21 protein-coding genes are annotated in these 20,974 nt (G+C 60.3%); 10 read left to right on the top strand and 11 right to left on the bottom strand.

Translation table 11 applies throughout. The features are described from left to right. The first annotated feature begins 137 nt into the window (after positions 1–137). The gene (gene dusA, locus DWF74_RS25980; RefSeq protein WP_115581971.1) at positions 138–1,139 is read left to right on the top strand and encodes a tRNA dihydrouridine(20/20a) synthase DusA; all 1,002 of its coding nucleotides are present in this window, start codon (positions 138–140) and stop codon (positions 1,137–1,139) included. A 178-nt stretch (positions 1,140–1,317) separates the two neighbouring features. Further along, positions 1,318–2,244 (top strand): transaldolase, encoded by a 927-nt coding sequence (gene tal / locus DWF74_RS25975; RefSeq protein WP_102863751.1) that lies wholly within the window; start codon positions 1,318–1,320, stop codon positions 2,242–2,244. A gap of 72 nt (positions 2,245–2,316) precedes the next feature. Here tal and rssC read toward each other — a convergent pair whose 3' ends face one another. Together rssC and rssB are read right to left on the bottom strand one after the other, a co-directional pair. Continuing rightward, positions 2,317–2,799: an anti-sigma factor antagonist RssC gene (gene rssC, locus DWF74_RS25970; protein WP_102863752.1), complete on the bottom strand. Its 483-nt coding sequence runs from the start codon at positions 2,797–2,799 to the stop codon at positions 2,317–2,319. Beyond that, entirely contained in the window at positions 2,799–3,980 is a 1,182-nt protein-coding gene (gene rssB / locus DWF74_RS25965; RefSeq protein WP_102864100.1) for a two-component system response regulator RssB, read from the bottom strand. Before rssB ends, rssC begins: the two co-directional genes overlap by 1 nt. Before the next feature lie 275 nt (positions 3,981–4,255). Between rssB and DWF74_RS25960 the strand changes: the two genes are divergently transcribed. Then, on the top strand, positions 4,256–4,555 hold the full coding sequence (locus tag DWF74_RS25960; protein WP_115581970.1) for a PilZ domain-containing protein: 300 nt from the start codon (positions 4,256–4,258) through the stop codon (positions 4,553–4,555). Positions 4,556–4,621: 66 nt separating this feature from the next. Here DWF74_RS25960 and DWF74_RS25955 read toward each other — a convergent pair whose 3' ends face one another. Next, positions 4,622–5,308, bottom strand: coding sequence for an MlaA family lipoprotein (locus DWF74_RS25955; protein ID WP_102863754.1), 687 nt, complete (start codon positions 5,306–5,308; stop codon positions 4,622–4,624). A 204-nt stretch (positions 5,309–5,512) separates the two neighbouring features. Here DWF74_RS25955 and DWF74_RS25950 point away from each other — a divergent pair, with 204 nt between their 5' ends. Then, positions 5,513–6,133, top strand: coding sequence for a phosphatase (locus DWF74_RS25950; RefSeq protein WP_102863755.1), 621 nt, complete (start codon positions 5,513–5,515; stop codon positions 6,131–6,133). Positions 6,134–6,255: 122 nt separating this feature from the next. After that, entirely contained in the window at positions 6,256–6,519 is a 264-nt protein-coding gene (locus DWF74_RS25945; RefSeq protein ID WP_102863756.1) for a DUF4404 family protein, read from the top strand. 60 nt (positions 6,520–6,579) lie between these two features. On the opposite strand, the gene queF is transcribed toward DWF74_RS25945, so the two are convergent. Both queF and DWF74_RS25935 read right to left on the bottom strand, forming a co-directional pair. Continuing rightward, a complete protein-coding gene (gene queF, locus DWF74_RS25940) occupies positions 6,580–7,410 on the bottom strand; it encodes an NADPH-dependent 7-cyano-7-deazaguanine reductase QueF (RefSeq protein ID WP_102863757.1) in 831 nt (276 codons plus the stop codon). 68 nt (positions 7,411–7,478) lie between these two features. Then, complete coding sequence (locus DWF74_RS25935; RefSeq protein ID WP_115581969.1) at positions 7,479–8,030, bottom strand: cupredoxin domain-containing protein; 552 nt, start codon at positions 8,028–8,030, stop codon at positions 7,479–7,481. Positions 8,031–8,187: 157 nt separating this feature from the next. On the opposite strand from DWF74_RS25935, the gene DWF74_RS25930 reads away from it, so the two are divergent. After that, the gene (locus DWF74_RS25930) at positions 8,188–8,868 is read left to right on the top strand and encodes a heavy metal response regulator transcription factor (protein WP_102863759.1); all 681 of its coding nucleotides are present in this window, start codon (positions 8,188–8,190) and stop codon (positions 8,866–8,868) included. Then, positions 8,868–10,229 carry a heavy metal sensor histidine kinase gene (locus tag DWF74_RS25925; RefSeq protein ID WP_115581968.1) on the top strand — a complete coding sequence of 454 codons (1,362 nt, stop codon included), beginning with the start codon at positions 8,868–8,870 and terminating at the stop codon, positions 10,227–10,229. The genes DWF74_RS25930 and DWF74_RS25925 overlap by 1 nt, the downstream gene beginning before the upstream one ends. Positions 10,230–10,299: 70 nt before the next feature. Here the strand turns inward: DWF74_RS25925 and DWF74_RS25920 are convergent, their stop codons facing one another. The 3 genes from DWF74_RS25920 to DWF74_RS25910 all read right to left on the bottom strand — a co-directional run bounded on the left by DWF74_RS25920 (position 10,300) and on the right by DWF74_RS25910 (position 13,557). After that, positions 10,300–11,544, bottom strand: coding sequence for a lipoprotein-releasing ABC transporter permease subunit (locus DWF74_RS25920; RefSeq protein WP_115581967.1), 1,245 nt, complete (start codon positions 11,542–11,544; stop codon positions 10,300–10,302). Positions 11,545–11,615: 71 nt separating this feature from the next. Beyond that, entirely contained in the window at positions 11,616–12,299 is a 684-nt protein-coding gene (gene lolD / locus DWF74_RS25915; protein WP_162884123.1) for a lipoprotein-releasing ABC transporter ATP-binding protein LolD, read from the bottom strand. Between the two features lie 7 nt (positions 12,300–12,306). After that, positions 12,307–13,557 carry a lipoprotein-releasing ABC transporter permease subunit gene (locus tag DWF74_RS25910; RefSeq protein WP_102863763.1) on the bottom strand — a complete coding sequence of 417 codons (1,251 nt, stop codon included), beginning with the start codon at positions 13,555–13,557 and terminating at the stop codon, positions 12,307–12,309. A gap of 94 nt (positions 13,558–13,651) precedes the next feature. Here DWF74_RS25910 and DWF74_RS25905 point away from each other — a divergent pair, with 94 nt between their 5' ends. Together DWF74_RS25905 and DWF74_RS25900 are read left to right on the top strand one after the other, a co-directional pair. Further along, on the top strand, positions 13,652–14,239 hold the full coding sequence (locus DWF74_RS25905; RefSeq protein WP_102863764.1) for a PilZ domain-containing protein: 588 nt from the start codon (positions 13,652–13,654) through the stop codon (positions 14,237–14,239). Between the two features lie 50 nt (positions 14,240–14,289). Continuing rightward, a complete protein-coding gene (locus tag DWF74_RS25900; protein ID WP_016967735.1) occupies positions 14,290–15,012 on the top strand; it encodes a glycerophosphodiester phosphodiesterase in 723 nt (240 codons plus the stop codon). 42 nt (positions 15,013–15,054) lie between these two features. Here DWF74_RS25900 and sthA read toward each other — a convergent pair whose 3' ends face one another. Both sthA and DWF74_RS25890 read right to left on the bottom strand, forming a co-directional pair. After that, a complete protein-coding gene (sthA, locus tag DWF74_RS25895) occupies positions 15,055–16,449 on the bottom strand; it encodes a Si-specific NAD(P)(+) transhydrogenase (RefSeq protein WP_016967736.1) in 1,395 nt (464 codons plus the stop codon). Positions 16,450–16,650: 201 nt separating this feature from the next. Beyond that, on the bottom strand, positions 16,651–17,628 hold the full coding sequence (locus tag DWF74_RS25890; RefSeq protein ID WP_115581966.1) for an FAD:protein FMN transferase: 978 nt from the start codon (positions 17,626–17,628) through the stop codon (positions 16,651–16,653). Between the two features lie 322 nt (positions 17,629–17,950). On the opposite strand from DWF74_RS25890, the gene DWF74_RS25885 reads away from it, so the two are divergent. Then, the gene (locus tag DWF74_RS25885; protein WP_115581965.1) at positions 17,951–19,243 is read left to right on the top strand and encodes an MFS transporter; all 1,293 of its coding nucleotides are present in this window, start codon (positions 17,951–17,953) and stop codon (positions 19,241–19,243) included. A gap of 110 nt (positions 19,244–19,353) precedes the next feature. Here the strand turns inward: DWF74_RS25885 and DWF74_RS25880 are convergent, their stop codons facing one another. After that, on the bottom strand, positions 19,354–20,817 hold the full coding sequence (locus tag DWF74_RS25880; protein ID WP_102863767.1) for a glyceraldehyde-3-phosphate dehydrogenase: 1,464 nt from the start codon (positions 20,815–20,817) through the stop codon (positions 19,354–19,356). Positions 20,818–20,974 lie beyond the last annotated feature (157 nt).

Below are 20,974 nucleotides of genomic sequence, written 5' to 3'. Positions count from 1 at the left end.
AATCGTCCCCCGTCCATCCCGGGGACAAACAAATTGCCCCTGCGCTTTCCTGATAAACTCCGCGCTATCAGATCTTTTGTTCACGATGCGAAGAAGCTTGCTTCATTTGCCGCCGTAACGTCTCAAAGCAGAACCTCATGTCCTTGAACAACGAAGCCTCCTTACAGCAAACCTTTTCCCGTCGTTTCTCCGTGGCGCCGATGATGGATTGGACAGACCGTCACTGCCGATTCTTCCTGCGTCTACTGTCCAAACACACCCTGCTCTACACCGAGATGGTTACCACCGGTGCGCTGCTCAACGGTGATCATGAGCGCTTCCTGCGCTATCACCAGTCCGAACATCCTTTGGCACTGCAACTGGGCGGCAGTAACCCGGCGGACCTCGCGGCCTGCGCGCGCATGGCCCAGGAGCATGGTTATGACGAGGTCAACTTGAATGTCGGTTGCCCAAGCGATCGGGTGCAGAACAATATGATCGGCGCCTGCCTGATGGGGCATCCGGCGCTGGTGGCCGATTGCGTGAAGGCCATGCGCGATGCGGTGTCGATTCCGGTGACGGTCAAGCATCGAATCGGGATCAACGGTCGTGACAGTTATGCCGAACTGTGTGATTTCGTCGGCCAGGTCCAGGATGCCGGCTGCACCAGTTTTACCGTGCATGCGCGGATCGCGATTCTCGAAGGGCTATCGCCCAAGGAGAATCGGGATATTCCACCGCTGCGCTATGACGTGGCAGCACAGTTGAAGGCGGATTTCCCGCAGCTGGAAGTCATCCTTAACGGTGGAATCAAGACCCTGGAGGCCTGCCATGAACATCTGCAGACCTTTGATGGGGTGATGTTGGGTCGTGAGGCCTATCACAATCCCTATCTGCTGGCCGAGGTGGACCAACAGCTGTTCGGCAGCACCGCACCGGTCATTTCCCGGGCCGAGGCCTTGGCACAACTGCGACCATATATTGCCGAGCATCTGGCTTGCGGTGGCGCGATGCACCACATCACTCGCCATGTGCTGGGACTGGGGACGGGCTTCCCTGGGGCTCGCAAGTTTCGCCAGTTGTTGTCGGTGGATATTCACAAGACCAAGGACCCATTGGGCCTGCTGGATCAGGCCGGGCAACTGCTTGAAGGGCGTTAACCATCAGCCGGGTTGAACCTGATGTGGCTTTTGGTATCTCAATTACCTGAATCACGCCCCAGCATTCAAACACCTGTTTTCAGGCCTCCGCCCTTGGGGCCGTTGTAAGCCTTCCGCGCCCTTGAGCGCCTGACAGCGCTCGGGTAATGTCATCAGACCCATAGGACAGAGCACGCTCATGACTTCCAAGCTGGAACAACTGAAGAAAATCACTACCGTGGTAGCCGATACCGGCGACTTCGACGCTATCGCCCGGGTCAAGCCGGTGGATGCCACCACCAACCCTTCGCTGCTGCTCAAGGCTGCAGCCATTCCTGGCTATGCCGACCTGTTGAACGCTTGCGTCAGCGACTGCAAGGGTGATGTCGGTCTGGCCAGCGATCGCTTTGGCGTGGCTGTCGGCCAGGAGATTCTCAAGGTCATTCCCGGTCGTATTTCCACTGAAGTGGACGCCCGGCTGTCGTTCGACACCGACGCGATGCTCAAACGCGCCCATCGCCTGGTCGAACTCTATGAAAAGGCTGGCGTAGGACGCGATCGAGTGCTGATCAAAATCGCTTCCACCTGGGAGGGCATTCGTGCCGCCGAGAAGCTGGAGCGTGAAGGCATCCAGACCAACCTGACCCTGCTGTTTTCCTTCGCTCAGGCCGTGGCCTGCGCCGAGGCCGGAGTCTTCCTGATCTCGCCATTTGTGGGTCGGATCTACGATTGGTACAAAAAAGCCAACGGCAGCGACTACACCGGCGCCGATGATCCGGGCGTACAGTCGGTCACACGCATCTACAACTACTACAAGGCCAACGACTACAAGACCGTAGTCATGGGGGCCAGCTTCCGCAACCTGAACCAGATCGAGCAACTGGCCGGCTGTGACCGCCTTACCATCAGCCCAGACCTGATCGAGAAGCTGGCAGCCGACACTGGCCAGCTAGAGCGCAAGCTGAGCCCGGGCAAGACCGGCGAAGCCCGTCAGAGCCTGAACGAATCGCAGTTCCGCTGGGCCTCCAATGAAGACGCCATGGCCACTGAGAAACTGGCCGAAGGCATTCGTCAGTTTGCCCGTGACCAGGAAAAACTCGAAGCCCTGCTGGCTGCCAAGCTCTGATTGCTCAGTACCAACGCAAAAAGGGCGAACCCTCACAGGTTCGCCCTTTTTTACGCATGTTGTTTCAGCGAGTCAGTGACGCTCCAGAGCGTTCACCAGATCGTGGAAGGCTTCGCGGTTGGAGTCGTTGAGCCCCATCAGGATCTTGTGAGCCTCCAGGACCTTAATCCGCACCACTTCTTCCGACTGGTCCTGGGAAGGCAAGTCGGCCAGGCATTCCGGGCAAGGAATCGGACGATCGACGATGTTGAACACCTGATCGAAGCCCATGGACTGCAACAGCCGGGTAATGTCTTCGTGGGTGGTGACGACGGTGGGCAATAGACCTACCTTCTGCCGCGATAGGATCGACAACTTGGCCAGCAGGCCCAGAGTAGTACTGTCGATGCTGCGGGTTTCAGTGAGGTCGATCACGATCGCCGAGAAATTCAGCGCAGTGAAAATCCGCTCAATAGTCGCATCCAACGCCGAACACAGGGTCAGGCGCACTTCACCGATGAACTTCAGGACAAAAGTGCCGTCCTGCTCGGCGAACTGGATTCTACCGGTACTCATTAAAGGTTCCTGCTCAACACTAACAGGGCGATATCATCCGGCATCTCCCCTAGCGTGGCCAATCCAAAAACTTGCCGCAGGCCATCCAGGCTGCCGCCCGCAGCTCTCACCCGTTCAGGCAAGGCCGCTTCTTTTTCTTTGAGTGTAGGTTCGGGCAAAAGGTCCAGAATGCCATCGGACATCAGCGTCAAGCTGAACACCGGGGGCAGTTCCAGAATGTGGTCTTCATAGGTAGCCTCGTTGAACAGCCCCACCGGCAAACCACGCCCTTCCAGATAACGCACACTGTCTGGTGTGTACAACACCGGCAACGGCAAGTGCCCGCCAATGCTATAGGTCAACAAACCAGTCTCCTCGTCGATAACTCCACCGACCATCGTGACGTGTTTGCCCAGCTTACAACTGATCAGGCCACGGTTGATATGGCCCAGCACTTCCGAAGGCTTGAATTCCGGCAAGGTACCGTTGCGCTTGGACTCGAACAGCAGGCGCGTGGTCATGAACTTCAACAGCACGGTGACGAAGGCCGATGACGCGCCATGGCCGGAAACGTCAGCCAGGTAGAAGGCAACCCGACGCTCGTCGACGCGGAAGTAGTCGACGAAATCCCCCGACAGGTAGAGCGAAGGGATGATCTGGTGCGCGAAATTAAACTCATCAATCGACCAGGGACTGGTGGGCAGCATGTTCATCTGCACCTGGCGACCGGCGTTCTGATCTTCCTGAAGCAGATTGAGGCTGGCCTCGAGTTCGCGGTTGGCGGCTTCGAGCTTTTCTCGATAACGCTGGTTTTCCAGCAACAAGCGCGCTCGATCCAGGGCTCGACGCACAGAGTGCTCGAGCACGGCCAGATCTTCCAGAGGCTTGATCAGGTAGTCCGCCGCACCCAGGCGCAGTGCTTCAACCGCGTCATTCATCACGCCCGCCCCCGAAACCACTATCACCGGGGTTTGCGGCGACAACTCGGTCACTTGACGGATAAGTTCGAGACCGCCCATCTGCGGCATGCGCAGATCGCAGATCACCAGATCGGGGTTGTCGCGCTGGAATACCTGAAGACCCTGCTGGCCGTTAGCAGCCTGCAGTACGCTGAAGCCACTGTCTTCCAAATAGGCCGCGAGACTCGCGCGTACTACTTCGTCGTCATCGATTATCAGCAGCGTGGCACTGGTTTTTTGCATGTGGGCAAACGGCGCCAGAATTAGGTTGGCGTAGGTGGCTTGGCCCAAGGCCTGGCGCACGCTACTGGATTCGCTTTCTAGCCACTCTGAAGTGGAGCCAGGACCTTCAGCCCTGCACGCCCGCTCATCAGAGGTGCCCTTCTAAGGCGCAGACGGTACTCCCATCCGCGGGGCGTTTCAAGCTCATGCCGATGGTCGCCTGACGTCTTTACACCGCAAATCACCGGGAGTTATAAAAACCGCTAAAACCGCAACTCAATCGCAGGATGGAACCCATGAATCAGAACCAGCGTGACTACAGTGAAAAGCGCGATTACATCCGTATGCGGGTGGATGCCGAGGTCACGCTGATCCACCAGGGACAGGTGATAGAAGCGGTCTGCATTGACCTTTCCAGCAGCGGCATGCAGGTCCAGGCGCCTCGCTCATTTCAGGTCGGCGACCTACTGAGTGTGCGTATCGACTCGGAACATGCAGCCCTCAGAGGCCTGGAAGCGGAGACCGAAGTGGTCTGGGTCAACTCACAGGAGGGTGGCGACCAGAAACTTGGGCTTACAATCCTTAAGATGAAGTAAAACTTCCGTCCATGAAAAAGGCGGCCTGATGGCCGCCTTTTCAGTTTCTGCAAGACAGTCGCCCGATCAGAAGTCGTCTTCGACCTGACCATCCTTGACCTTGAATTCACGATTCTGCAGATAGGCATTGCGCACAAAGGTGTAGCGATCACCGCGAATCAGCTTGTCCGCAGCCAGCAGGCTGGCACGAGTATCAACCACATTCACGCCCATGGTGATGTTGCGCGCAGGGATGTCGTTCATGTAGCGATAAGGCAAGGTGTAGCTGTCCACATACTTGGCCGGCGCGTCACGCAGGGTGCTAGGGCCCAGCAACGGCAGCATCACGTAAGGACCGCTGCCCACGCCCCAATAGCCGAGGGTCTGGCCAAAGTCTTCGTCATTGCGCTGCAGGCCCATCTGGGTACCGACGTCAAAGAAGCCCGCCAGCCCCAACGTGGTGTTCATCAGCAGGCGCGCAGTATCCACACCGGCGGCACGAGGCTTGGCCTGGAGGATGTCGTTGGCCAGGTTGCCGACGTCACCGAGGTTGCGGAACATGTTGTGGATACCGTCTTCCAGAAACTGCGGCGTCACCGCCTGGTAGCCTTGGGCCAACGGCTTCAGGGCATAGGTATCAAGGGTGTCGTTGAACGTGAAGATGGGACGGTTGATGCTTTCCCACGGGTCCTCTTCGGCCGCCTGGGCGGCCAGGGGAGCCAGCGTCACACCGGCACTCATACATAGCGGAACTAGATAACGGCTCCAGCGCATAGCAGGAAACTCCTTGGATTGTTCTCTCGTGGGGCTATGCCCTGAGGTTAGGTCGAGGAGTATAAAGCGGATAGGCCTGTTTAGGCAGCATCACTGCAAGCAGCCTGGAGGCATCAGTCAATCAATCCTGTTCGCATTCACCTCACTGTCACCTGCATGTCATCTTCCCCGGCTAGCCTGGAGAAGAATTTCAAGGACGTTGATATGCCCCACGCCGATGCCTTAGCCCAGACTGCAGCGCCATTGACCGCGGTGCTCTTCGGCCTCAGTGGCTGCCTGGTGGATTTCGGTGCGCGCACGCGCCTGCAAACCACCACGCACCCTGGCCCGGAACAGGTCCGGACCACGCCAGGGGCTTTGGACACCTTGCGTCATCTGCAACAACTGGGCATTCCCTGCGCCTGGCTTGAGCAACTACCCTGCGCCAGCAGCAGCCACCTGGCCGCCGCCCTGCCCGACTGGATCAAACCCACCCCAGCCGCCCCCGCTCCCTGGCCCGCTCCCGACGCCTGCTGGCAGGCGCTGATGACCCTCAAGGTGTCCCGCCTCGAGGGTTGTGTACTGGTCAGCGGCGAACCGCAACTTCTGCAGTCAGGGCTCAACGCCGGTCTCTGGACCATAGGTCTGGCCTCCTGCGGGTCCCTGTGCGGCCTGACGCCTAGTGAATGGCAGGCTCTGAGCCAGCAGGAGCGCGAACTCAAGCGCGGCAAGGCCACCCTGCAACTCTTCGGCCTGGGGGTGCACTCGGTCATCGACCACCTGGGGGACCTGAACACCTGCCTGGCGGACATCGAACTGCGCCGGCTCAAAGGTGAAAAACCCTGACATAAGCCTGTTGATCAGGATCATGCACAGTGCCCGGGAGTGGATTACTCTAAGCCGTGGGCATGGACCTTTGCCTCAAACGCGCGGTCCATCCCTGTGCCTATCAATAAAGGGAGAACGCCATGCCTGCCCGCGAACTGCAAGAACAACTCGATACCCTGCGCGAGCAATTGGAGCAGAACCCACCGCTTTCGGAAGCCGAGCGCGCCAATCTGCAGGAACTGATGCAGCAGATCGAACTGCAACTCAAGCTGGAGACCAGCACCCACGACGCCAGCCTCGCCGACGGCGTCAACCTGGCAGTGGAACGCTTCGAACTGGAACATCCGGCCATCGCCGGAACCCTGCGCAATATCGTCCAGACCCTGGGCAACATCGGTATCTGATAGCGCCCGATAACACCGCCCCATAAAAACAAAGCCCCGCATCATTTGCGGGGCTTCTGCTTACTGGCGAACCAATCGCTGATTGGCGAACTCCATGGTTTCGGTACTGCGGTACGGATTGATATCCAGCCCGCCGCGACGCACATAGCGAGCGTAGACGGTGAGTTTCTCGGGTTTGAGCAACCGCTGCAGATCAAGGAAAATCCGCTCCACGCATTGCTCATGGAAGTCCGAGTGTTGACGGAAACTCACCAGATAGGCCAGCAGGCTGGCGTGATCCAGCGCCGCGCCACGGTACTCCACCACGACACTGCCCCAGTCCGGCTGGCTGGTCACAGGGCAATTGGATTTGAGCAAGTGGCTGTGCACGCTTTCCTCCACCACTTGCGAATCATCGCAACGCAGCAGCTCAGGTCGCGGATGCTCATAGCTGTCGACACTGATATCCAGCTCGTCGATGCAAATGCCTGGCAGTGCCACCACACCTTGCGCCTCGACCTCCCCAAGGCTGCGAATACGCACCCCTACGGGCTTGCCTGCGGCGGCCGAGAGATCCTGACGCAAAGTTGCCTCAAGCGTCGCTCGATCAGCGAAGGGGGTCTGGTTCAACGAGTTGAGGTACAGCTTGAAAGACTTGGACTCGATGATGTTCGGCGAATCTGCAGGAATACTGAATTCACCAATGGCCACCACCGGCTTGCCTGAAGGCAGCAGCCAGGACAATTCGAAGCAGTTCCAGAAATCCACTCCCTTATACGGCAGGGTATCGGCACTCAAGCCCAGCTCGGCCCATTTTGCTGCCCGGGGAATCGGGAACAGCAGGGATGGCGTGTAAGTGGAAACGTATTCACTGGACTTGCCCAGCGGCGAATGTTCGGCTGCGGGATGCATGGCGGAAACCTGACTGAAGAATCAGCGGATTCTACCAGCCTTTGCTCCCGCCTTTGAGCCCCGAACGCTTAAGGGCTGACGGTGAGCTTGCCGACCATACCGGCCTGGTAGTGCCCGGGAACATTGCAGGCGAACTCCAGGCTGCCGCTTTTGCTGAAGGTCCAGGTCAGGTCGGCCTGCTTGCCAGGCTCCACCAGCACACTGTTGGGATCGTCATGCTGCATGCCGTGATCCATGCCCGCCATGGAGCCGTGGCCCATGGCTGCGTGATCCATGGTTTTCATGGCTGTAGGCGTGAGCATCCCGCTTTGCTGCATCTTGAGCATTTCCTGCTGGTGCTCGGCATGCATCGCCGCGTTACCCAGGTTGAATTCGTGGAGCAGTTGCCCCTTGTTGATCAACACAAAACGCACAGTCTCGCCGGCCTTGATCTCCAGGACCTTGGGATTGAACGACATATCGCCCATCACCACTTCGACCACCCGAGTGGCCTTGGCGGCCGCGGCCGGCTGGCCGAAGTCATAAGAGGCCGCCGGTGAAGCCCAGAGCGGTACGCTCAACAGCATCAGACAGCCTCCCAGGGCCGAGCGGCGTCGCAACCACAGGTTTTGCAGATTCATCATCAGGCTCCAACAAGATCAGGATTGAGCATGTGGCAAACTCTAACGGCCCAGCGCTGCCAGCCAGCTGACGGCTAGATTACAACTTTGTCAGCTTGATCTGCCCTGCCCCCCAGCAAGGTATAAAGCCCGGGTTACACAAGCCACGAGTACCACCATGAAACTGTTGATCGTCGAAGACCAGCCGAAAACCGGCCAGTACCTGCGCCAAGGCTTGAGCGAAGCCGGCTTCAATGCCGAGCTGGTAGCGGATGGCAATACCGGCCAGCACCTGGCGCTGACCGGTGACTACGCCCTGTTGATTCTCGACGTGATGCTCCCGGGGCGCGACGGTTGGCAGATCCTCCAGGCCGTACGCAGCGCCGGCCTGGACATCCCAGTGTTGTTCCTCACCGCCAGGGACGCCGTGGAGGACCGAGTCCACGGCCTGGAACTGGGAGCCGACGACTATCTGGTCAAGCCCTTTGCCTTCTCCGAACTGCTGGCACGGGTTCGCAGCCTGCTGCGCCGGGGTAGCGTGATGACCCAGGAAACCAGCCTGCAACTGGCTGACCTGCGACTGGACCTGATCCGCCGCCGGGTAGAACGCAGCGGCCAGCGCATTGATCTGACCGCCAAGGAGTTCGCCTTGCTGGAAATGCTCCTGCGACGCCAGGGAGAAGTCCTGCCCAAGTCGCTGATCGCCTCCCAGGTCTGGGACATGAACTTCGACAGCGACACCAACGTCATCGAAGTAGCAATCCGCCGTCTGCGCCTGAAAATCGATGACGATTACCCGAACAAGCTGATCCATACCGTACGCGGCATGGGGTATGTGCTCGAAGAGCGTCCGGCCTGATGCGCCGCCTGTCACTCAGCGCACGCCTGGCGCTGCTGTTCGCCGCCTGCACCGCCGTGGTCTCGCTATTTGCAGGGGTGCTGTTCAGTCGCGCCAGCGAAGCCCACTTCATCGAACTGGACCAGCAACTGCTGGACGGCAAGCTGATCGCCCTGCGCAGCGTCTTGCAGGATGTGACCGAGGCCCGAGATTTTGCCCGACATCAGGCACGGCTGCAGGACGAGCTGAGCCATCAACCGGACCTGGCCCTGCGGATTATCGGCAGTGACGGCCGACTCTGGTTCGACAGTGCCCCTGCCCTACCCGCCTCCTTGCCCAGCGAAGCCGGCCTGCACAGCCTGAATCTGAACAGTGCTGCCTACCGGATCTACTCCGCGCCGCTCAAGCCAGGTCAACCCGACTCGCCACAGCTGGCCCTGCTGCTGAATATCACCCATCACCAGCACTTTCTGCAGCGCATGCAGCACCTGATCTGGTTCACAGTAGGGCTCTCGGCCCTGGCCACTGCCCTGCTCGGTGCCTGGGCCGCCCGCAGCGGCCTGCGACCCTTGCGACGCATGAGCGCAGTGGCCGCAGGAGTCTCCGCCAGTTCCCTGACCCAGCGCCTGCCCCAGGAACAGATGCCCGTCGAACTGGCCGACCTGGCCAGCAGCTTCAACGCCATGCTCGGCCGCCTTGAGGAATCCTTCCAACGCCTTTCGGCCTTTTCCGCTGATATTGCCCACGAGTTGCGCACGCCCCTGTCGAACCTGCTGACCCACACCCAAGTCACCCTGACCCGCCCGAGAGCGATCGAGGACTACCGCGAAGCCCTGCACAGCAACCTCGAGGAACTGCAATGGATGGCGCAACTGGTCAACGACATGCTGTACCTGGCCAAGGCCGACCATGGACTGCTGACCCCGAAATGCGAAGCACTGGAGCTGGCCGAGGAAACCGACATGCTGTTGGAGTTCTATGGCCCCCTGGCGGAAGACGCAAACGTCAGCCTGAGCCGTGAAGGCCATGCCGGCTTTATCGGTGATCGCAGCATGCTGCGCAGGGCATTGTCCAACCTGCTGGACAATGCCCTGCGCTTCACACCTCCTGGAGGATCGGTCCAGGTACGGATCAGCGACAGCCTACAGGGCTTGAACCTGAGCATCGAAAACAGCGGAGAGGGTATCGCCAGGGAGGTACTGCCGCGGTTGTTCGACCGTTTCTACCGGGTAGATCCGGCGCGACGCGAGGGCAGCAGTGAACATGCAGGATTGGGACTGGCGATCACGCAGTCGATCATTCGCGCCCATGGCGGACGGATACGTTGCGAATCGGAAGCGGGCTGGACACGCTTCGTGATCGAGTTGCCGAGCAAGCGTTGAGAGCCTGTTCACCGGCAAGCCGGCTCCTTCACCAATCAGGCAGGAGCCGGCTTGCCGGCGAGAGCGGACCTCAGGAATACCGCAAAGCGTGAGCCGGCTCGACCTTGGATGCGCGCCAGGCCGGATACACAGTGGCCAGGAAGCTGAGGATGAACCCAGCGCTACAAATCAGCGCCACATCCCCACCCTGCAGTTCGGAAGGCAGGTTGCTGACAAAGTACACATCCGAACTGAAAATCTGCTGACCGCTGATCCGCTCCAGCCAGCCCACCAGCTCGCTCACGTTCAACGCCGCAATGACCCCTAGCACCCCGCCGATCAGGGTGCCGACAATCCCGATCACCGTGCCCTGGACCATGAAGATCGCCATGATCTGCCGCGGCGTGGCGCCGATAGTGCGCAGGATTGCGATGTCCGCGCCCTTGTCGTTCACCACCATGATCAGGGTGGCGATGATGTTGAACGCCGCCACCGCGACGATCATCAGCAGCAACAGGCCGATCATGGTCTTTTCCATCTTCATTGCGCTGAACAGGCTGCCCTGGGTGTGGGTCCAGTCATCGGCGCGGAAGTCCGCACCCAGCCCCTTGGCGATATCCACCGCCACCTGTGGCGCGGCATACAGATCCTTGACCGCCAGGCGCACGCTCTGCACCTGATTGGGCTGCCAGCGCTGCATCTCTGCGGCGTCGGCCATATGGATCAGGCCCATGGAGCCATCCAGCTCGGCGCCCACCTTGAACACCCCCACCACGTTCAGGCGCTGCATACGCGGGGTGATACCCCCTGGGGCCGTGCTCACTTCAGGCACGATCAGGGTCAGCTTGTCGCCTACATTCAAGCGGAAACGCCGAGCGGTGATCTCACCGATCACCACACCGAACTCGCCGGGTTTCAGGTCTTGCAGGCTGCCCTGGACAATATGCTGGGCGACGATGGACACCTTGCCCTCCTGGGCCGGGTCGATACCGCTGATCTGGATCGGTTGCATCGCCCCCTTGTAGGAGAGCATGCCCTCCATCTCGGTGAAGGGCACCGCCGCAGTGACTTCCGGGTTCTTCAGGGCCGCTGCGGCCACTGGCTGCCAGTCATCAATGGGCTTGACCCCGACGATGGTGGCGTGGGGCACCATACCAAGGATGCGCGAGCTCATTTCCCGCTGGAAGCCGTTCATCACCGACAGCACCACGATCATCGCCAATACGCCCAGGGCGAGGCCGATCATCGAGGTCATGGAAATGAACGAGACAAAACGATTGCGCCGCTTGGCGCGGGTGTAGCGCGCGCCGATAAAGATCGATAAGGGTCTGAACATGGGCAAGGCACCCTGGAAAAATTAATGACCCGGTGTCAACGGGCCAGCCGCCGACACCGCGTGCGGCCGCATCAGATGGCGACCAGGTGACCTTCTTGCAGGTGCAGTACGCGATCCATCTGCCGGGCCAGGTTCATATCGTGCGTCACCACCAGGAAGGCGGTACGCATCGAAGTGCTGAGTTCCAGCATCAGGTCCTGAATGCCCTGGGCCGTGTGCGAGTCGAGGTTGCCGGTGGGCTCGTCGAGCATCACCAGCCCCGGCTGGTTCACCAGGGCCCGGGCGATGGCTACCCGCTGACGCTCACCGCCGGACAGTTCGGCCGGCTTGTGCTCCAGGCGATGACCCAGGCCGACCCGCTCCAGCAGCGCAGTAGCACGCTGACGGGCTTCAGGAATCGGCGTACGGCCGATCAGCAGCGGCATGCAGACGTTCTCCAGTGCGGTGAACTCCGGCAGCAGGTGGTGGAACTGGTAGACGAAGCCCAGGGCGCGATTGCGCAGTTGACCGCGAGCCTTCTCACCCAGTGCCGAGAGTTCTTCGCCGGCCAGCCAGACGCTGCCCTTGGAGGGCGTATCCAGGCCGCCCAGCAAGTTGAGCAAGGTACTCTTGCCGGAGCCCGACGTACCGACGATGGCCACTCGCTCCCCCGGATGCAGCTCCAGTTGCAGGCCGGACAGGACCACCACCGATTCCGGACCTTCCTCGTAGGACTTGCCCAGGTCACGGCAGCTCAGGATTGCTTTTTCACTCATGCCCAACTCACTCATAACGTAGCGCCTCCGCAGGCTGGGTGCGCGCCGCACGCCAGGCTGGATACAGGGTGGCGAGGAAACTCAGGACCAATGCCGCGCCGCAGACCATCAACACGTCCTCGGCCATCAGTTGCGACGGCAGGTAGTCGATGAAATACACGTCGGCATTCAGGAATTTATGGCCGATCAGACCTTCAAGGGCGGAGATCGCAGCACTGACATTCAAGGCTGCGAGCATCCCCAGCACCGCACCGATCAAGGTGCCGACCACACCGATCACCGTGCCCTGGACCATGAAGATCGCCATGATGGTGCCCGGCGTAGCGCCCAGGGTGCGCAGAATAGCGATGTCGCCCTTTTTGTCGTTCACCACCATCACCAGGGTCGAGATGATGTTGAATGCAGCGACCGCGACGATCAGCAGCAAGAGCAGGCCGATCATGGCTTTTTCCATGCGGATGGCCTGGTACAGGTTGCCGTGAGTACGGGTCCAGTCACGGGCGTAGAAGTGGTTCTCGCCCAACTGCTGAGCGATTTCCCAAGCGGTGCGCGGGGCCTGGAACAGGTCGTCGAACTTCAGCCGCAGGCCCTGGACCTGATCCGGCTTCCAGCGGTGCAAGCGGCCCAGGTCTTCCAGGTTGGTCAGGCCCAGGTAGCCGTCGATCTCGCCGGCGCCGACATGAAAGATGCCCACCACGGTAAAGCGCTTCATCCGCGGGAACATGCCGGCCGGGGTCACCGTGACTTCCGGGGCAACGAAGGTCAGCTTGTCCCCCAGGCCAACCCCCAGCTTGGCGGCCGCCTTATCGCCGATGACGATACCGAAGCTACCGGGCGCCAGCGCGTCCAGCTGCCCCTGCTGCATGAAATGGTCGATGATCGACACCTGCCGCTCTTTGCCAGGATCTATGGCGTTGAGCAGCACCTTCTGCACCTGGCCGTTGTTGGTCAGCAGGCCCTGCATCTGGGTGAATGGCGCCACCGCCAGGACTTTCGGGTTCTGCTTGACCTTGTCGGCCAGGCTTTGCCAGTCACTGATGGGTTCACCGGATTCGATGGTGGCGTGGGGCACCATGCCCAGCACGCGGGTGCGCATTTCATGATCGAAGCCATTCATCACCGACAGCACCACGATCATCACGATCACGCCAAGGGCGAGTCCGATCATCGAGGTCAGGGAAATGAATGACACAAAATGATTGCGACGCTTTGCACGGGTGTAACGCGTGCCGATAAAAGCAAACAGAGGTCTGAACATGTCGGGGCTTGTGCAGAGGAAAAGAAGACGTCCTTGTGGCGGGGCCTGGTAAGCAGCTTTACACTCAGACCACTGCCTCTACCATGGGTTCGCCATGTCGACATTAGATGAAGAAGATCGCCGCGAATACTACCGTATCGAGGACACGATCGCACTGGAAATTAGCCCCTTGTCCGCCCACGACGCGGCGAGCAAGGAAGTGTTGCAGGATGAGTCTCCGCTGTTCAATCTACTCAGCGAACTGCACCTGAGCGAATTCGAATCACAGCACCTGCTGCGCCAGGTCAGCGAGCGCGATCGCACCCTGGCCAGCTACCTCAAGGCCATGAACAAACGCATCGACCTGCTCAGCCAAGTGGTGGCGCAGACCGTGTTCGGCAAGTTCGGCGAGCCGCAGCGGGTCACCCTTTCCGAAGGCGGCATCGAGTTCAACCACCATCTGAGCTATCCCAGCGGCAGCCACTTGGCGGTGAAACTGCTGTTGATGCCGCAAGCCCTGGGCCTGCTGCTGCGAGCCAGGGTCATCCACTGTGAGCCACAGAGCTTCGGCACCTTCGAGATCGGCACCGAATTCGAAGCATTGACCGATGCCCAGCGCCAACTGCTGGCGCGCTACATCCTGCAAAAACAGGCTCAGCAACGCCGCATGGCCCGGGACCAGACAGACCCCGCCGCTGGTTGAGCCGCAAGCCTGCCCCCCTCTTAAGGAACAACATCCGTGAAGGAGCAATTGTGACCCTGATCTATGGCCATCGCGGCGCTAAAGGCGAAGCACCGGAAAACACCCTGACCAGCTTTCAGGAATGTCTCAAGCACGGCGTGCGCCGCTGCGAGCTCGACCTGCACCTGTCCATGGACGGCGAGCTGATGGTGATTCACGACCCGACCCTCAAGCGCACCACTGACCGGCGCGGCAAGGTGGTGGAGCATTCCGCCGCCGAACTGGTGACCTACGACGCACGCAAAGGCGGCCCGGGCTGGGTCAGCCCCTGCCCTATTCCGCGCCTGGAAGAGCTGTTCGAGAAATGCGACTTCGAGCACTGGCAGCTGGAAGTCAAGAGCGCCTCACGCACCCGCGCCGCTACGACAGTGCTGGCGATTCGGGAAATGGCCCAACGCTTCGGCCTGCTGGACAAGGTCACCGTGACCTCAAGCTCGCGGGAAGTGCTGAAAGCGGCGGTCGAACTGACCCCGGACCTGTCTCGCGGACTGGTAGCCGAATACGCCTGGCTCGACCCCTTGAAGGTCGCCCAGAGCTATGGCTGCGAGATTCTTGCGCTGAACTGGACCCTGTGCACCCCGGAGCGACTGCAAAGGGCGCAGCGTCAGGGCTTGCATGTGTCAGTGTGGACGGTCAACGAGCCCGCGCTGATGCGCAGGCTCGCCGACTTCGGCGTAGATAGCCTGATTACAGACTTTCCCGGTTTGGCCAGCGCCACCCTCGAGAATTACTGAAATCGGTCTCCCCGGCCGGCTCAGGCCACCGGCCGGAGCCGCTCAAAAAAGCCGGTTGAGGCCGTCGTACGCTGCTACCCGATAGGCTTCGGCCATGGTCGGGTAGTTGAAGGTGGTGTTGACGAAGTACTTCAGGGTGTTGTGCTCACCCGGCTGGCTCATGATCGCCTGACCAATGTGGACGATTTCCGAAGCCTGGTAACCGAAGCAATGCACGCCGAGGACCTCCAGGGTTTCCCGATGGAACAGGATCTTCAGCATGCCTTGCGGCTCGCCGGCGATCTGCGCACGGGCCATGCCCTTGAAGAACGCCTTGCCCACTTCGTAAGGCACCTTGGCCTGGGTCAGCTCCTGCTCGTTCTTGCCGATCGAGCTGATCTCCGGAATGGTGTAGATCCCGGTCGGTACATCGTTGACGAAGCGCCAGCTGCCATTGTCGACGATGCTGCCGGCGGCCGAGCGTCCCTGGTCATGGGCGGCACTGGCCAGGCTTGGCCAGCCGATCACGTCACCGGCACCGTAGATGTTCGGCACACAGGTGCGGTAGTTCTCGTCGACTTCGATCTGGCCGCGGCTGTTGACCTTGACCCCGATATTCTCCATGCCCAGCTTGTCGGTGTTGCCGGTCCGGCCGTTGCACCAGAGCAAGGCGTCGGCCTTGATCTTCTTGCCGGATTTCAAGTGCAGGATCACCCCGTTGTCCACACCTTCAACGCGGTCGTATTCCTCGTTGTGGCGCACGGTGATGTTGTTGTTGCTGAAGTGGTAGCTCAGGGCCTGGGAAATCTCCGAGTCCAGGAAGCTGAGCAACTGGCCGCGGTTGTCCACCAGTTCCACCAACACCCCAAGACCACTGAAGATCGAGGCGTATTCGCAACCAATGACCCCGGCGCCGTAAACGATGAGTTTGCGCGGGGTGTGGCCAAGGCTGAGGATGGTGTCGCTATCGTAGATACGCGGGTGACTGAAATCGATGTCCGCCGGGCGATAAGGACGCGAACCGGTAGCGATGATGATGTGCTTGGCTACCAGTTTTTCCACCACGCCATTGGCGCAAACCACTTCCACGGTCTGCTCGTCGGCGAAGCTGCCAGTGCCGAAGAACACGTCGACCCGATTGCGGGCATAGTAGCCGGTGCGCGAAGCCACTTGCTTGGAGATGACCTTCTCGGCGCTCTTGAGCACGTCCGGGAAGGAGAACCAGCGCGGCTCGCCAATGGCCCGGAACATCGGATTGGTGTTGAACTGCATGATCTGCCGGACCGAGTGACGCAGGGCCTTGGACGGAATGGTACCCAGGTGGGTGCAGTTGCCGCCGACCTGGCGACGGCTATCGACCATCGCCACTTTGCGTCCTGCTTTCGCGGCGTTCATTGCCGCACCTTCTCCAGCGGGGCCCGAGCCCAGCACCACTACGTCGTAGTTGTAGACAGCCATGCGTACTCCTCAGAACAGGCCGAGATGCCCTTCTGGCATCTCCGGCTAAATCATGCCGCGGCCAGCGGCATGAAGGATCAATTTGGCTCGGTTACGAACCCGGGCACAGTCTATAGAAGCGTCAACGCCGCGCACATTAACCCTTGGTCGCGTCGTAGGCTACTTTTGCCTGCACTACAGCATTCACAACAGCGTGCCTGGTTATTGTTTTGGTCCGGCCAACAACGCATCGAACGCCGGGTTGCTACGTGTGACGAAGCCTTTATCGGCACGCATCACAAAAAATGCGCCGATACGGTGTTTTTGTGCGTAGTCCCAGCCTGCTTCGGGACCAAGAATCAGTAACAGCGTAGAGAGGCCATCGGCCATGAGTGCCGAAGGATGAATCACGGTCACCGACGCCAGCCTGTGAGTGATGGGCTTGCCAAGCCTGGCATCGAAGGTATGGGAATAGCGCTGGCCGTCCTGCTCGAAGTAATTACGGTAGTCGCCAGACGTGGATACACCATAACCGTCCAGTGCGATCACCCGCTGGGCCACCTGCTGGTCGTCCCGCGGCTCCTCCAGGGCGATACGCCAGGGCGCGCCGTCCGGTTTGCGGCCCACGGACTTGAGCTCGCCAGTGACTTCGGCGAGAAAACTGTCGATCCCCAACTGCGCAAGCCGCACGGCGATGCGATCCACTGCGTAACCGGCGGCAAGGCTGTTGAAGTCCACCTCCACCGGCGCATCCTTGCACAGCTCCAGGCCTTCGATATGCAAGTGCCCATGTCCGACCCGCTGCCGAGCCTCGGCCAGGGCTGACGCACTGGGAATTTTTTCCTCTCGCCCCTGAGGCCCAAAGCCCCAGAGGTCGAGCAGCGGCTCCACCGTCAGATCAAAGGCGCCGCCACTGTCCCGGGACAGCTGCTCGCCAACTCGCACCAAGTGCAACACCGACTCAGGCATCGGTTGGCAGCTGTTGCTGGGCAAGGCGTTGAAACGCTCGATATCCGAGTCACTGCGGTAGGTGGACATCTGCCGATCAACCTCGGCCAGGATTTGCCCGACCTCGGCCTTGACCCGCGACTCATCCGGCACGCCGGGGCGCTGCACGTACTGAACGGAGTAGGTGCTGCCCATGGTCGGCCCGGAGACGCTGTGCAAGCGATCGCCACCGCAGCCCGCCAACAGCGCCATCGCCCCCCACAATGCGTTCCACCACCATCGCCCTCCCGACACGATTCCCCTCCAGATCAATTGCCCCAGAGGGCGAGCTGACAACACAAATGGCCATTATGCGACAGGCGGATGCGGCATGCGCGCCAGACCTGCCAGCCTGGACGGCACCAGAAGCTCGACCCAGAGCCATCGCGCAGCACCCAAGAGTTTTTGTTGCCTGACGCCACCAGCACACATATTGTTACAAAACTGTTCAGCGTGCTGCCTCGCGCCCCACCTTTGCAGTGAGGACGAGTACTGACCAGGGATTGCTAACAAAACAGCCAAAGTGAGTGAAAAAATGTCCACGACCACGGGCAACGGCAAGGCGATCTTTCGCGTTGTCAGCGGCAACTTTCTCGAGATGTTCGACTTCATGGTCTATGGCTTCTACGCCACGGCAATCGCCAAGACCTTCTTTCCGGCCGACAGCGCTTTCGCTTCATTGATGCTGTCCCTGGCCACTTTCGGCGCCGGCTTCCTGATGCGTCCACTGGGAGCAATCTTCCTCGGCGCCTACATCGACCGTCACGGCCGCCGCCAGGGCCTGATCATTACCCTGGTACTGATGGCCGCGGGCACTGTGCTGATTGCCTGCGTGCCGGGCTACGCCACTCTCGGCGTCGCCGCTCCACTGCTGGTGCTGCTGGGTCGCTTGCTGCAGGGCTTTTCCGCTGGCGTGGAACTGGGTGGCGTGTCGGTGTACCTGGCCGAGATCTCGACACCGGGTCGCAAGGGCTTCTTCGTCAGCTGGCAATCGGCAAGCCAACAGGCGGCCGTGGTGTTTGCCGGCTTGCTGGGGGTGGGTCTGAACCACTGGCTGAGCCCCCAACAAATGGGTGACTGGGGCTGGCGCGTGCCGTTCCTGGTGGGCTGCATGATTGTTCCGGCAATCTTCATGATCCGCCGCTCTCTCGAGGAAACACCCGAGTTCCAGGCCCGCAAACATCGCCCCACCCTGCAGGAAGTCATCCGCTCCATCAGTCAGAACTTCGGAGTCGTCATTGCCGGCATGGCCTTGGTGGTGATGACCACCGTGTCCTTCTACCTGATCACCGCCTACACCCCGACCTTTGGCAAGGCCGAGCTGCACCTGTCGGACTTCGACGCCCTGCTGGTGACTGTGTGCATCGGCCTGTCGAACTTCTTCTGGCTGCCGGTCATGGGCTCGCTGTCGGACCGCATCGGTCGTAAACCGCTGCTGCTGGGCGCCACCATCCTGGCCATCTTCACCGCTTACCCGGCGCTGTCCTGGCTGGTGGCCAACCCCAGCTTCAGCCACCTGCTGATCGTCGAGCTGTGGCTGTCCTTCCTCTATGGCTCGTACAACGGCGCGATGGTGGTGGCCCTGACTGAAATCATGCCGGTGGAAGTGCGCACCACCGGCTTCTCGCTGGCCTACAGCCTGGCAACCGCAACCTTCGGCGGCTTTACCCCGGCGGCCTGCACCTACCTGATCCACGTTCTGGGCAACCAGGCGGCACCGGGCATCTGGCTCAGCGGCGCGGCGGTGCTGGGGCTGATTGCGACACTGGTGCTGTTCCGTGGCAACCGCCACGAACTGCGTACAGCGCAGGCGGCTGGCAGCGCCTGACAGCCAACAGCGCGGACAAGTTGGCACCTACAAATGACGCCGGCCTCGCAGGCGAAAGCCACAAACAAAAACGCCCCGACAAGTCGGGGCGTTTTCATTTCAGCAGTCGCTTAGCGTGGGAATGCTGGCGGGTTGACCCCTGCCATGTCTTCCATCACGCGCACAACCTGGCAGCTGTAACCGAACTCGTTGTCGTACCAGACGTACAGAACAACGCGGTTGTCCTGAACGATGGTCGCTTCAGCGTCGACAACACCGGCGTGACGCGAACCCACGAAGTCGGTGGACACCACTTCCTGCGAATTGACGAAGTCGATTTGCTTATGCAGATCGGAGTGCAGCGCCATGTAGCGCAGGTACTCGTTCATCTCTTCACGGGTGGCGGCTTTCTCAAGGTTCAGGTTGAGAATGGCCATCGACACGTTTGGCGTTGGAACGCGGATCGCGTTACCGGTCAGCTTGCCGGCCAGCTCAGGCAGGGCCTTGGCAGCAGCGGTAGCAGCACCCGTCTCGGTGATCACCATGTTCAGCGCGGCGCTACGGCCACGGCGATCGCCCTTGTGGAAGTTGTCGATCAAGTTCTGGTCGTTGGTGTACGAGTGAACGGTTTCAACGTGACCGTTGATGATGCCGAACTTGTCATTCACCGCCTTGAGCACCGGCACGATGGCGTTGGTGGTGCAGGAAGCGGCGGACACGATCTTGTCGTCAGCAGTGATTTCGTTGTGGTTGATACCGTGAACGATGTTCTTCAGCTTGCCTTTGCCAGGTGCGGTCAGAACCACGCGGTCGATACCCGGGCAGGTCAGGTGCTGGCCCAGGCCGTCGGCATCACGCCATACACCGGTGTTGTCCACCAGCAGCGCATTCTTGATCCCGTACTGGGTGTAGTCCACCTCGGTCGGGTTCTTCGCGTAGATCACCTGGATCAGGTTGCCGTTGGCGGTGATGGTGTTGTTTTCTTCGTCGATGGTGATGGTGCCGTTGAACGAACCGTGTACCGAATCGCGACGCAGCAGGCTGGCGCGCTTGGTCAGGTCGTTTTCAGCGCCTTTGCGCACCACGATGGCGCGCAGACGCAGGCCGTCGCCACCACCGGTTTTCTCGATCAGGATGCGCGCCAGCAGACGGCCGATACGACCGAAGCCGTACAGGACAACGTCAGTGCCTTTGCGGGCCGAAGCGTTTTGCTGGCCAACCACGTCAGCCATTTCTTCGCGAACGAACTGCTCGGCGCTGCGGCCATTGCCTTCGTTACGGAATTTGAACGCCAACTTGCCCAGGTCTACCGAAGCTGCGCCGAGCTTGAGCTCGCTCATTGCTTTAAGCAGAGGGAATGTTTCGTGGACGGAGAGTTCGCTGTCGTCGGAGGAGCGATGGCGAGCAAAGCGATGAGCCTTGAGAATCGCGATGACAGACTGGTTGATCAGGCTGCGGCCATAGATCGAGCTCACCACATTGTTATTGCGGTAGAGCTGACCGATAAGCGGAATCATCGCTTCTGCGAGTGCTTCACGGTCGATCCATTCACCAAGACACTGGTCGGGCTTCTGAGTCACGGGAACCTTCCACATGTAGGGGCAGAAAAAAGGGGCTACATTATGACGCCGAGTCCCTCTCGTAGCAATGCGCGCCTGTCGTGCGGAACGTAACAAAAAGCCCTTGCAAAAAAACACCACTATGCTGGAGGCCAGTAAAACCGCGGCTTCCAGCCGCGTCAATTTTTTGGAC

Source organism: Pseudomonas protegens, from assembly GCF_003363755.1.
Lineage (GTDB): Bacteria > Pseudomonadota > Gammaproteobacteria > Pseudomonadales > Pseudomonadaceae > Aquipseudomonas > Aquipseudomonas danubii.
The sequence above is the reverse complement of the archived record's forward strand: the minus strand, read 5'-3'. Positions and strand labels throughout refer to the sequence as shown.